The sequence below is a fragment of the Pseudomonas mucoides genome, from assembly GCF_015461845.1.
In the GTDB taxonomy this organism is placed as follows: Bacteria; Pseudomonadota; Gammaproteobacteria; order Pseudomonadales; family Pseudomonadaceae; genus Aquipseudomonas; species Aquipseudomonas mucoides.
The window spans coordinates 70,416-82,629 of sequence record NZ_JACOPW010000007.1; the positions used below are offsets into that span (position 1 = coordinate 70,416).

10 protein-coding genes are annotated in these 12,214 nt (G+C 60.3%); 4 read left to right on the top strand and 6 right to left on the bottom strand.

Translation table 11 applies throughout. From position 1 onward, the window contains the following. Positions 1-8: 8 nt before the first annotated feature. From ptsN to H8F22_RS25255, 3 genes are read left to right on the top strand one after another with little or no spacing between them, the layout of a single operon-like run. Positions 9-473 (top strand): PTS IIA-like nitrogen regulatory protein PtsN, encoded by a 465-nt coding sequence (gene ptsN, locus H8F22_RS25245; RefSeq protein WP_027924529.1) that lies wholly within the window; start codon positions 9-11, stop codon positions 471-473. A 2-nt stretch (positions 474-475) separates the two neighbouring features. Continuing rightward, positions 476-1,333: an RNase adapter RapZ gene (gene rapZ / locus H8F22_RS25250; RefSeq protein WP_027924528.1), complete on the top strand. Its 858-nt coding sequence runs from the start codon at positions 476-478 to the stop codon at positions 1,331-1,333. Between the two features lie 15 nt (positions 1,334-1,348). Next, the gene (locus H8F22_RS25255; RefSeq protein WP_123435312.1) at positions 1,349-1,624 is read left to right on the top strand and encodes an HPr family phosphocarrier protein; all 276 of its coding nucleotides are present in this window, start codon (positions 1,349-1,351) and stop codon (positions 1,622-1,624) included. An 89-nt stretch (positions 1,625-1,713) separates the two neighbouring features. Here the strand turns inward: H8F22_RS25255 and pmbA are convergent, their stop codons facing one another. Continuing rightward, complete coding sequence (pmbA, locus tag H8F22_RS25260; protein WP_027924526.1) at positions 1,714-3,060, bottom strand: metalloprotease PmbA; 1,347 nt, start codon at positions 3,058-3,060, stop codon at positions 1,714-1,716. Between the two features lie 107 nt (positions 3,061-3,167). Here pmbA and yjgA point away from each other — a divergent pair, with 107 nt between their 5' ends. After that, positions 3,168-3,692 (top strand): ribosome biogenesis factor YjgA, encoded by a 525-nt coding sequence (gene yjgA / locus H8F22_RS25265; protein WP_027924525.1) that lies wholly within the window; start codon positions 3,168-3,170, stop codon positions 3,690-3,692. 50 nt (positions 3,693-3,742) lie between these two features. Here the strand turns inward: yjgA and tldD are convergent, their stop codons facing one another. From tldD to H8F22_RS25290, 5 genes are all read right to left on the bottom strand, one after another. Next, entirely contained in the window at positions 3,743-5,185 is a 1,443-nt protein-coding gene (gene tldD / locus H8F22_RS25270) for a metalloprotease TldD (RefSeq protein ID WP_027924524.1), read from the bottom strand. 18 nt (positions 5,186-5,203) lie between these two features. Further along, positions 5,204-6,052: a carbon-nitrogen hydrolase family protein gene (locus H8F22_RS25275; RefSeq protein WP_194940805.1), complete on the bottom strand. Its 849-nt coding sequence runs from the start codon at positions 6,050-6,052 to the stop codon at positions 5,204-5,206. A 145-nt stretch (positions 6,053-6,197) separates the two neighbouring features. Next, entirely contained in the window at positions 6,198-10,001 is a 3,804-nt protein-coding gene (locus tag H8F22_RS25280) for a YhdP family protein (RefSeq protein ID WP_194940806.1), read from the bottom strand. A gap of 75 nt (positions 10,002-10,076) precedes the next feature. Further along, positions 10,077-11,534, bottom strand: a complete 1,458-nt coding sequence (gene rng, locus H8F22_RS25285; protein WP_027924521.1) for a ribonuclease G — start codon at positions 11,532-11,534, stop codon at positions 10,077-10,079. A 57-nt stretch (positions 11,535-11,591) separates the two neighbouring features. After that, on the bottom strand, positions 11,592-12,188 hold the full coding sequence (locus tag H8F22_RS25290; RefSeq protein WP_027924520.1) for a Maf family protein: 597 nt from the start codon (positions 12,186-12,188) through the stop codon (positions 11,592-11,594). Positions 12,189-12,214: the final 26 nt, after the last annotated feature.

Here is a 12,214-nt window from a genome sequence, read left to right on the forward strand (position 1 = left end):
CCCAACCCATGATCCGACTTGAAAACATCCTGACCCCCGGCCGTTCCCTCGTGAACGTGCCGGGCGGCAGTAAAAAGAAAGCCCTCGAACAAATTGCCAACCTGATCGCCCGGGAAGTGCCGGATCTGGAGATGCAAGATGTCTTCGAGGCTTTGATTGCCCGTGAAAAACTCGGCTCGACCGGTTTTGGCAACGGCATCGCCATCCCCCACTGCCGCCTGAAGGATTGCAAGTCGCCCATCAGCGCCTTGATGCACCTCGACGCCCCTATCGATTTCGACGCCATCGACGGCGCTCCGGTTGACCTGTTGTTCGTACTGCTGGTCCCGCAAGCGGCTACCGATGCGCACCTTGAACTGCTCCGCCAGATCGCCAGCATGCTCGATCGCAAGGAGGTGCGGGAAAAACTGCGTAGTGCTCAGAGTAACGAAGCCTTGTATAAGGTTGTTCTGGAAGAGCAAAACGGTCACTAATCATGCGCTTGATCATCGTCAGTGGCCGTTCCGGCTCAGGTAAAAGTACCGTACTCGATGTTCTCGAGGACAACGGCTACTACTGCATCGACAACCTGCCCGCCGGCTTGCTGCCGGAACTGGCCGAACGCGCACTGATTCATACCGAATTGGCACAGCCGTTGGTCGCCGTGTCCATCGATGCGCGTAACCTGCCGAGCCACCTGTCACGCTTTCCCGAACTGCTCGAAGAAGTCCGTAGCCGGCACATCAAGTGCGATGTGCTGTACCTGGACGCCGACGAAGAAACCTTGCTCAAGCGCTTTTCCGAAACCCGTCGGCGTCACCCGCTGAGCACCCCCAACCGTTCGTTGGCCGAGGCGATCGAGGACGAAAGCAATCTGCTGGGTCCGATCGTCGATCTGGCCGACCTCAAGATCAACACCACGAATCTGAACCTGTACCAGCTGCGCGACACCATCAAGCTGCGCCTGCTGAACCAGCCGGAAGCCGGTACTGCCTTTCTGGTCGAGTCGTTCGGATTCAAGCGTGGCATGCCGGTGGACGCGGACCTGGTGTTCGACGTGCGTTGCCTGCCCAACCCTTACTGGAAGCCGGAGCTGCGTGCGCAGTCGGGGCTCGATCAACCGGTGGCCGAGTACCTCGCCGCTCAACCGGACGTCGAAGAAATGTTCCAGGACATATCGTCGTATCTGCTCAAGTGGCTGCCGCGCTTTGCCGCCAGCAACCGTGCTTATGTCACCATTGCCATTGGCTGCACCGGCGGGCATCACCGCTCCGTCTACCTGACCGAACGTCTGGGCCAGGTTCTGCAACAATCCCTGAAGAACGTCCAGGTCCGCCACCGCGACCTCAGCTAAAGGATTCACACCGCGATGCCTGCTCTGGAAATCGAAATCATCAACAAGCTGGGCCTGCATGCCCGTGCTTCTGCAAAATTCGTCGGGGTCGCCGGCGAGTTCAAGGATTGCACGATCAGAGTAGGACGCACTCCGGAATCCACGGTCGACGGCAAAAGCATCATGGCAATGATGATGCTCGCTGCGGGCAAGGGCACCAAAATCTATATCAGCACCGAAGGCGAAGACGCGCAAAGGGCACTGGATGCGTTGAAGGACTTGATCGACCGTTATTTCGACGAAGGCGAGTAAACGCCAGTCCAGACCAAAGCCGCTCAGTAACCCGATAAAAAAGGCGCACCACCCAATCAGGTGGCGCGCCTTTTTTGTGACAAGCGAGTTTAGCTGCCCGCCACCGTCATGCGCTCGATCAAAACAGAACCCGTACGAATGTTGCTGCGCAGCTCCAGGTCATTACCCACCGCCACGATCTGCTTGAACATGTCGCGCATATTGCCGGCAATGGTCACTTCCTGGACCGCGAACTGGATTTCGCCGTTCTCGACCCAGAAACCCGCCGCACCACGGGAGTAATCCCCGGTGACCATGTTCAGGCCCTGCCCCATCAGTTCGGTGACCAGCAGGCCACGGCCCATGCGGCGCAGCAAAGCGGCCTGATCTTCATCGCCGTGGGTGACGAACAGGTTGTGCACGCCGCCAGCGTTGGCGGTACTCGGCATCCCGAGTTTGCGCCCGGAATAGGTGCCAAGGATGTACGACACCAGCTCACCCTTTTCGACGAACGGTTTGGCGTAGGTCGCCAGACCATCGCCATCAAACGCGGAACTGCCCAGGGCGCGCATCAAGTGCGGACGTTCGTCGATGGTCAACCATTCCGGGAACAGCTTCTGACCCAGCGTACCTTCGAGGAACGACGATTTGCGGTACAGGCTGCCGCCGGAAATCGCCGACAGGAAGCTGCCGAACAAACCACCCGCCAGCTCGGCGGAAAACAGCACCGGCACCTCGCAAGTCGGTACCGGACGCGCGCCCAGACGGCTCGCCGCCCGTTGCGCGGCACGTTGGCCAATGCTCACCGGGTCGGCCAGCAAATTGCCCTGACGGTTCACGTCGTACCAGTAATCACGCTGCATCTGGCCATCAGCCTCGGCGATCATCACGCAGCTCAGGCTGTGGCGGGTCGACGCGTAGCCACCGATAAACCCGTGGCTGTTGCCGTACACGCGGCAACCCTGATGAGTGCTGAGGGTGGTGCCGTCGGCATTTTTGATCCGGCTGTCGGTGGCAAACGCAGCGGCTTCGCAGGCCAGCGCTTGTTCGATGGCTTGTTCCGGGGTGATGTCCCATTGGTGGAACAGGTCGAAATCCTGCAGGTCGCGAGCCATCAGCGCGGCATCAGCCAGGCCCGAGGCTTCGTCTTCGGAGGTGTGCTTGGCGATGGCGAGCGCCGCCGCGACGGTTTCGCGAATGGCCTCAGGACCACTGGCCGAGGTACTGGCCGAGCCTTTGCGCTGACCGACGTACAAGGTGATGCCAAAGCCCTGATCGCGGTTGAATTCGACGGTTTCGACCTCACGCTGACGCACCGAGGTGGACAGGCCCTGCTCCAGGGACACGGCAACTTCGCAGGCGCTGGCGCCCTGACGCTTGGCTTCAGCGATGATCTGCTCGACTTGTTCTTGCAGTGCCGGCAACGCTTGTGGGCCGACGCTTTCAACTGCACTCATGCTGTTCTCCACTCAAATTCTGCTTTCGGTAAGGCCTTCGAGCGACCGGGCCGGACAAGTGGCCCCCGACTGGTTATCATGGCGGCGTTTCTTTGCGGACGGCCACCATGGTTGATTCTTACGACGACTCCCTCGATACGGGAGAAAAAAGCAAATCCCAGGTTAAACGCGAGCTTCATGCTCTGGTTGACCTTGGCGAGCGCCTTACAACACTCAAGCCTGACTTGCTGGCAAAACTGCCGTTGACCGACGCTATGCGTCGGGCCCTGGCCGATGCGCCCAAGCACACCGCGAATATCGCGCGTAAACGGCACCTTATGTTCATCGGCAAACTGATGCGCGATCAGGACACTGCCGCCATTCTGACCTTGCTCGATCAACTCGATGCCTCCACCCGGCAGTACAACGAACGTTTCCATGGCCTGGAACGCTGGCGCGATCGCTTGATCGCGGGCGACGATGCAGTCCTGGAGAAGTTCGTGCTCGACTACCCGGAGGCTGATCGTCAGCAATTGCGCTCCCTGATCCGTCAGGCCCAGCACGAACTGGCGACCAACAAGCCACCGGCATCGAGCCGTAAAATCTTCAAGTACATCCGAGAGCTGGACGAGACTCAACGCGGTCTGCGCTAAGTCCCGAATCGGGTGAACCGCATGCGGTTCACCCGAAGCTCCATCCCTGCTTACGATCCTGTGCCACCCACAGTGATCGCATCGATTTTCAACGTTGGCTGGCCGACACCCACCGGCACCGACTGCCCATCCTTGCCACACGTCCCCACGCCGCTGTCCAGCGCCAGATCGTTACCGACCATCGACACCTTGCTCATGGCTTCCGGACCGTTGCCGATCAACGTCGCGCCTTTGACCGGGGCGGTAATCTTGCCGTCTTCGATCAGGTACGCCTCGCTGGTGGAGAACACGAACTTGCCGCTGGTAATGTCCACCTGGCCACCGCCGAGGTTGGCGCAGTAGATGCCGCGTTTGACCGAAGCGATGATTTCCGCCGGATCGCTTTCGCCCGCCAGCATGTAGGTGTTGGTCATGCGCGGCATCGGCAGGTGCGCGTAGGATTCGCGACGACCGTTACCGGTACGGGCCACGCCCATCAGACGCGCATTGAGCTTGTCCTGCATATAGCCTTTGAGTACGCCGTTTTCGATCAACGTGGTGCACTGGGTCGGGGTACCTTCGTCGTCGACGCTCAGAGAGCCACGACGGCCTGCCAGCGTGCCGTCATCGACGATGGTGCACAGCTTGGAGGCAACCATCTCGCCCATGCGCCCGCTATAGGCCGAACTGCCCTTGCGGTTGAAGTCGCCTTCCAGACCGTGGCCGACCGCTTCGTGCAGCAGCACGCCGGACCAGCCGGAACCCAATACCACCGGCAACGTACCGGCCGGCGCCGGAATGGCTTCCAGGTTGACCAGTGCCTGACGCAACGCTTCACGGGCGTAGCCCATGGCGCGGTCGTCACTGAGGAAATAACGGTAATCGGTACGTCCGCCACCGCCATGCCCACCGCGCTCGCGGCGACCGTTTTGTTCAACGATCACGCTCACGTTGAAACGCACCAGCGGCCGTACATCGGCGGCCAGGCTGCCATCGGTGGAGGCCACGAGGATGCGCTCCCAGACGCCGGCCATGCTCACGGTCACTTGCTGGATGCGTGGATCGAGGGCGCGTGTGGCTGCATCGATGCGCTTGAGCAGTTCGACTTTCTCGGCGCGGGAGATCACTTCCAGCGGGTTGTCCGGTCCGTATAACTGGGCAACGTCCTGGGTGGTGAACGCCTGCACCGTGCCATTTTGCCCGGCGCGGGAGATCGAACGCGCGGCACGGGCCGCGGCACCGAGGGCTTCCAGGGTGATGGCATTGCTGTACGCAAAACCGGTTTTTTCACCTGATTGCGCACGCACGCCGACGCCTTGGTCGAGGTTGAAGCTGCCTTCCTTGACGATCCCGTCTTCCAGCGCCCAGGACTCGGAAATCTGCCCCTGGAAATACAGGTCGGCGGCATCGATGCCCGGGCCGGCCAGATCACCGAGTACACCTTGCAGGCTCTCGATCGTTACGCCACCGGGCGCCAGGAGGTGTTCACTGACTGAGGACAACAACTCGCTCATATGCTTTACGCCTTAAATTCATCGTTCTGAGGCAGGTCGCTGGGCGCCCTGCGAGAAAAAGCGCCGGTGACTGGACACCGGCATCCGCGCCCTGATGGACGCCTGTTCGCTGCTATCGCGTTCGGCCAGCAGCACGGCCTCGCCTTGATCCTGTTGTGCCAGCACCCGGCCCCAGGGGTCGACGATTGCGGCATGTCCCCAGGTTTCTCGCGGCCCCGGATGCGTTCCACCCTGAGCGGCCGCCAGCACATAACATTGAGTCTCGATGGCCCGGGCACGAATCAGCACATCCCAATGCGCCGCGCCGGTCACCGCCGTAAACGCCGACGGCGCGGTAATCAACTCCGCCCCGGCAGCCCGTAATTCGCTGTACAGCTCCGGGAAGCGCAGGTCGTAACACACCGTCAGGCCGACTCGCCCGACCGGCGTATCCGCAACCACCACGCCACTGCCATAAGCATAGTCATCGGACTCACGATAACGCCCGCGATTGTCCGCCACGTCCACGTCAAACAAGTGCAGCTTGTCGTAGCGCGCTACTGTTTCGCCATGATCGTTCACCAACAACGAGCAGGCATGCACCTTCGCCGTCGGTTGATCCACCGGCGGCAACGGCAATGTGCCTGCCACTATCCATAACTTGAGGTCGAGGGCGGTCTGTTTCAACCATGGCAGGATAGGGCCTTCACCCAATGCCTCGGCGCGGCCGATGTCGGCAATGTCGCGCCGGCCCATGGCGGCGAAGTTTTCCGGCAGCACGGCGAGTTGCGCACCACCGGCCGCTGCCTGTTCAAGCAGCCGGCGAGCCTGAGCCAGATTGGCCAGCACATCGCTTTGGCTGACCATTTGAATCACCGCTACCGACATGGCCTTTCCTTACTCGAGAAGTGTCCGCCAACCTGTAGCAGCTGGCGAAGCCTGCGTCCGGCTGCTACAGGATCGGCGTCGCTAATTGGAATATGTTCGGCCATGCTACTCCATCAGGCTGGGACATGGCTTTTGAAAAAGAGCGTCAAAAAGGTTTGTCGTAGGTAATCTGCGGCTCTTTCCACGGGCCCTTGACGGTGTATTTCACGCTGGCAAATCGGGAGACGCGGTCACCGATCAGTTTGTCAATCAGGAACAGCGCACCGCCAACAGCCGGCGCGCCGACAATCAGCGCCGCAATCGGCAAGTTGTTGGTCACCGGCAAGGACACCAGCAACTTGGCGTCGATCTGATCACCCACCAGGTTCAAGGTGCCATCAAGTTCTACGTTGCTGGACGGACCGGTCATCCGGATCGGCTCGCGGGTGACGTAGACGCCATTGGTCCCGACCAGCAATCCCTTGACCCGGTCATAGCTCAGGCCTTTGCCGAACAGGTCGGAAAAGTCCAGGCGCAGCCGGCGGCCGATGGAGTTGAAGTTCAGCAGGCCGAAGACTTTCAGGGCCTGGGCACTGCCCTCGACCTCAACAAACTGGCCTTTGGTCAGCGATGCATCCAGGGTGCCGGAGAAACGCTTGCTGGCCAGCCAGGCCGGTGAACCCGGCCAGCGACCGTCAACATCCATATGAAACTCTTCGCTGGTGACACTCGGCGCAAACCCCCAGCCCTTGAGGACATCGGCGAGATTTTTGCCGCTGATCCGCCCCTTGTACCAACTGCTGGAGCTACCGGGCACACCTTCCCAGCCGCCACTGCCTTGCAACAGAATCCCTTTGAGGCCCATGTCGAGGTTGTTGAGTGCAATACCTTTGGCAGTCGGACGGATTTTCAGCGACCAGCCACCCACCAGATCCTGCCCTAGGAAAAGCTGGTTGATGGTGATGTCCAGTGCCGGAATCTTTGTCGGGTCGACCGTCGCCAGTGGATCGGGCGAGTTCTCGTCGGCCACCACCTTCGGATCCGGCGCGGGCAGCCGCACGTATTGCAGATTGACCGCGATCGGTGCGCCTTTCGCATCGGGAACACCGACGGTGCCCTTGGCCTGCTGGCTGTCGAGTTGCAACGCCCAACTGGCAGGCTTTCGGTTCACTTGCACGGACGCCTGATCGAGGGTCGTGCCCAGAGCGCTGAGCTTGCCAATCTTTAAGTCTGCACTGCTGAAGAACTGCTTGGCACTGCCCCCCGGATCCTGACCGGCGTACTTGCCCACCAGATCCTGCCAGGGACCGACATCCAGCTCCGACAGCACACCGCGCACCCGCAGGCCTTTGGCGCCGGGTAATACGGCATCGCCACCACCGAGGAACAGCTCACCACGACCGTCGGCAAAACTGCCGCTAGGGGCTGCAAACGTGAAGTTTGCCAGCTGACCATAGTTGACCCAGTAGCGCCGCTCCGGCCCTTGCAGGGTCATGCGGAACGTCGTGTCACGGCTGTCATCGGCCGTCATGCCGAACGGGGCCGGCAGATCGACCTTCACGCCTTTCAGGCTGGAATTGACCATCAACTGACTGTCAGCACCGTCCAGGTTCAGCTGCAACTGATACGGGATGACCCCGGAAACCGGCAACGGCTGAGTCACGCTCAACCAGTCCGTGAGTTTCTTGACCTCGACCTGACCGGAAGCCGTGACGCGTGTCTTGATGTTGCCCGCGCTGCCATCGGCGAAAATCCGTGCGGTGACAGGCCTGTCAAAAGCCCGCGCGCTAATGTTCTGTCCGCTCAAACCCTTGGTGCTGTCAAAGCGGAAATCACCCTTGAGTTGGGTCAATTCCAGCGAGGGATCGGCCAGCTTCAGGCGCGCCTTGGCGGTCTTGAAATCGACGAGAATCTTCGGTTGCTCGTCTTTGGCCAGCGGGATATCCAGGTTCAACGTGCCTTGCAGATCGCCCTCACCCTCCCACTTGGCGAATGTGTCTGCGGTGCCGATCGGCGCTTCCTGGAGAATTTTCAGGCCATCGCCCAAGCCGCCGGCGAATCCGCCGTCGAGGTACAGATGGACGTTTTTGCCATCGGGGACATGGGGGATATTGACGTAGATATCGCGCACCTGAGTGTCGAGCAACTGGCCCTTGCTGGCCAGAACCCGCACCCCACTGTCTTCCACAAACACATCACCGGTGACCTTGCTCACATGCGGCCAGCCCGGCTGGAACGCCAGTTCGGCATCGTGCACCTTGAAGAACAGGCTGATGCTGCGGGCAGTGTCGGCCGCACCATGGTTCAGCGAGCCCTGATACTGGAAGAAACCTTCGTCTACCGCGCCCTTTAGAATGGCCGTACGCAACCATTCGTCAAGCGCAGGGCTGAGCATGGTCGGCAGGTATTTGGCGGTGTAGCGACCGTCCCCCTCGACCATGCCGACCCGCAGGTCCATGTAGTCTTCCAGGGTGTGATCAAAATGCAGGCGGATCAGGAAGTCACCGGCAATCTTGCCCTCTTCGCCAAGAACCTTGAGGTACGGCGCGATCAGGGTGAAGCCTTCTTTGTCGAGCTTCCAGGTCAGCGTCGCGTTGGCCTGAAGGTATTGCCATGGCTTGGCGAAAATCGGGTCCAGGTGCAGGACAAAGTCCTTGCTGTCCATGCGCAACTCACCCTTGCCGAGGTCACCGCTGATGCTGCCGCTGACATTCCGCGCGGCCGGTGCGCCGTGATAGGCATCAAAACCGACCCGGTCGAGGTTCGCGGCGAAGCTGAACTTGCTGTCGTCGGTGGCATTGGGGCGCACGTCGATCAGCACATTGCGCAGCCCACCGGTCACTTTGAGCTTTTCCACCGCCGTGGCGACACCTTCGGGCAGTGGCCCCAGGGCGTTCAGCAATGGCGTGAGCGGGGTGAGGTCGACGCGGTCGGCTTGCAGGTGCCAGAGCTCCTGGACCTTGTCGGTGGCTGAGGTTTGTGTGAGTTGCAGATGGGATTCCCAGCGCGTCTCGCCAAAATTCATGGCCAGGGAATCCAGCGTCACCACCACGCCTTCAGTGCTGCGTTGGAAATAGCCATTGAGCGCCAGATTGTTGATCTGGATGGGCTTGCGTTCGGCGTAGGCACCTTTGACTTGCGGTGCGTTCAAGCGAATGGCCGCGGATTGCAGTTCGCCCTTGCCCCAATTGATCCAGAGCTCGCCGCCGGCCTTGATCTCGGAAAAATTCCATTGCTGGGTGAGGCGTTCGGGCAGCCATTTCGACCAGTCGCTTTGCGGCAAGCTCACGTAAGCCTCGGCTTCACCGTCCTTCCACTGACTGGCCTGAATGCGGGTGCGCAGGCTCATGGCAACTGGCTGGCCATCGGGCAAGGTCATTCGCGCATCGAGGCGTTGGCGAGAAGCACCGGTTTTCAGATTGAAACCGACGTAGGTCAGGGTCAGTGGCGGCTGGTCCAGGGGCTGCAAGGTCACCTGACTGTCAATCACCGACAACTGCTGGACCATTTGCATGCGATTGAGCAACTGCTCTGGATCGAGTGGCTGATCTTTCTGCACCGGCAAACCTTCCAGCGCCCACTGACCGTCGTCGCCTTCCTTGAGGCTGATCTTCAAACCATTGAGTTCAAGGTGAGCGATGCGCACCTGGCGCGCCAACAGGCTTTCCCAAATGTCTGGCACTGCACGCACCTGATCCAGATGAAGGGCATTGGCGCCTTCGCCGACGGTCACGTCATGGGCCAGCAGAATCGGCGCAAAACCACTCCAGTTACCTTCCAGCTTGCCGATTTGCAGCGGCATGCCCAAGGCTTCGGTGGCTTTGGTTTCAACGTCGGCACGGTATTCGGCCACCAGAGGCGTCAGCTCTCGGCCGAGGCTGACGTAAAACGCCATCAACACGAGTACCAACGCGCACAGGCCCAGACCCCAACGGGTCAATGCAACCAAAATGCGTGTCAGACGTTCCATGTCAGGTGGCTCCCATGGCAAAAATGCTGCAAAAAGCTGAGGCCAGCCGTTCTATTAAGGTTGAAACACCGCGATTCAGAGCAGCACCACGTCGTATTGTTCCTGGGAATACATGGTTTCCACCTGGAATCGGATCGTGCGTCCGATAAACCCTTCCAGCTCGGCAACGTTACCTGATTCTTCGTCGAGCAAACGGTCGACGACTTTCTGGTTCGCCAATACACGATAGCCTTCCGCTTGATAGGCGCGCGCCTCGCGGAGGATTTCGCGGAAAATTTCATAGCAGACCGTTTCCGGCGTCTTCAACTTGCCGCGGCCCTGACAGCTGCTGCACGGTTCGCACAGCACTTGCTCAAGACTTTCGCGGGTGCGCTTGCGGGTCATCTGCACCAGGCCCAACTCGGTGATGCCGATGATGTTGGTCTTGGCGTGGTCGCGTTCCAGTTGCTTCTCGAGCGTGCGCAACACCTGGCGCTGGTGTTCTTCGTCTTCCATGTCGATGAAGTCGATGATGATGATCCCACCCAGATTGCGCAGGCGCAGCTGACGGGCAATGGCGGTGGCGGCTTCGAGGTTGGTCTTGAAAATGGTTTCTTCAAGGTTGCGATGGCCGACGAACGCCCCGGTGTTGACGTCGATGGTGCTCATGGCTTCCGCCGGATCGACCACCAGGTAACCGCCGGACTTGAGCGGGACTTTGCGCTCCAGGGCTTTCTGGATTTCGTCTTCGACGCCATACAAATCGAAAATAGGCCGCTCACCCGGGTAATGCTCCAGGCGATCGGCGATTTCCGGCATCAGTTCGGCGACGAACTGTGTGGTTTTCTGGAAGGTTTCCCGGGAATCGATGCGGATCTTCTCGATCTTCGGGCTCACCAGGTCACGCAGGGTGCGCAACGCGAGACCGAGGTCTTCATAGATCACACTCGGCGCGGCAATGGTTTTGATTTGTTCGTTGATCTGATCCCAGAGACGGCGCAGGTAGCGGATGTCCATGAGGATCTCATCGGCGCCCGCCCCTTCGGCAGCAGTGCGCAATATAAAACCGCCGGCTTCCTTGATGCCTTCTTTGGCCACGCAATCGGTGACCACTTGCTTGAGGCGCTCGCGTTCGGCCTCGTCTTCGATCTTCAGCGAGATGCCGACGTGAGCGGTACGCGGCATGTACACCAGATAGCGCGATGGAATCGACAGCTGCGTCGTCAGGCGTGCGCCTTTGGAACCGATCGGGTCCTTGGTGACCTGGACCACCAGGCTCTGGCCTTCATGGACCAGGGCGCTGATGCTCTCGACCGCAGGGCCTTCACGCAGGGAGATTTCCGAGGCGTGAATGAATGCTGCGCGGTCCAGGCCGATGTCGACGAACGCCGCCTGCATGCCTGGTAAAACCCGTACGACCTTGCCTTTATAGATGTTGCCGACGATCCCGCGCTTTTGCGTACGCTCGACGTGGACCTCTTGCAGAACACCGTTTTCGACCACCGCCACGCGTGATTCCATCGGCGTGATGTTGATCAGAATCTCTTCACTCATGGCAGGGTCTCGTTCAGGCATGTTCACGATAATGGCTACATCTTGTCAGTACGACGCTCAGCGCGCGTTAAGTGTTTGCCAACAGGGTATGCCGAAATGGCCGAGCAGTTCTGCGGTTTCGCACAGCGGCAACCCGACGACCGCCGAATAACTGCCATTGAGCCCGGCAACAAATACCGCACCCAGGCCCTGAATGCCGTAACCACCCGCCTTGTCGCGTGGCTCGCAGCTGGCCCAATAGGCTGCCGCTTCGTCGCCACTGATGTTGCGAAACCGCACCAGGCTGCGCACCACCCGAGACTCACAGCGTTCGGCATCGAGTACGGCAATGGCCGTCAGCACTTCATGTTCACGACCGGCCAACAGCATAAGCATGGCGCACGCATCGGCTTCGTCCACCGGTTTGCCAAGAATTTTGCCTTCCAGCACCACGGCCGTGTCGGCGCCCAACACGCAAAAATCAGCGTCGGACACGACGGTCCCGCGCCCGGCCTCGGCTTTGCCGCGCGCGAGGCGCTCGACATAGGCCGACGGGGATTCTTGAGGAAAAGGGGTTTCATCGATGTCCGCGCTGATGGCGGAGAACGGCACGCCGATCTGCGTGAGCAGTTCACGCCGACGCGGCGAGCCTGAGGCGAGGTATAGCTGTTTCATCAAGACATCTCCCTGTCGAGGTGCGG

Coding starts and splice junctions, on each gene's coding strand:
- H8F22_RS25280 (WP_194940806.1), bottom strand. CDS start 10,001: ATGGAACGTCTGACACGCATTTTGGTTGCATTGACCCGTTGGGGTCTG.
- H8F22_RS25255 (WP_123435312.1), top strand. CDS start 1,349: ATGCCTGCTCTGGAAATCGAAATCATCAACAAGCTGGGCCTGCATGCC.
- tldD (WP_027924524.1), bottom strand. CDS start 5,185: ATGAGCGAGTTGTTGTCCTCAGTCAGTGAACACCTCCTGGCGCCCGGT.
- yjgA (WP_027924525.1), top strand. CDS start 3,168: ATGGTTGATTCTTACGACGACTCCCTCGATACGGGAGAAAAAAGCAAA.
- pmbA (WP_027924526.1), bottom strand. CDS start 3,060: ATGAGTGCAGTTGAAAGCGTCGGCCCACAAGCGTTGCCGGCACTGCAA.
- rng (WP_027924521.1), bottom strand. CDS start 11,534: ATGAGTGAAGAGATTCTGATCAACATCACGCCGATGGAATCACGCGTG.
- H8F22_RS25290 (WP_027924520.1), bottom strand. CDS start 12,188: ATGAAACAGCTATACCTCGCCTCAGGCTCGCCGCGTCGGCGTGAACTG.
- ptsN (WP_027924529.1), top strand. CDS start 9: ATGATCCGACTTGAAAACATCCTGACCCCCGGCCGTTCCCTCGTGAAC.
- H8F22_RS25275 (WP_194940805.1), bottom strand. CDS start 6,052: ATGTCGGTAGCGGTGATTCAAATGGTCAGCCAAAGCGATGTGCTGGCC.
- rapZ (WP_027924528.1), top strand. CDS start 476: ATGCGCTTGATCATCGTCAGTGGCCGTTCCGGCTCAGGTAAAAGTACC.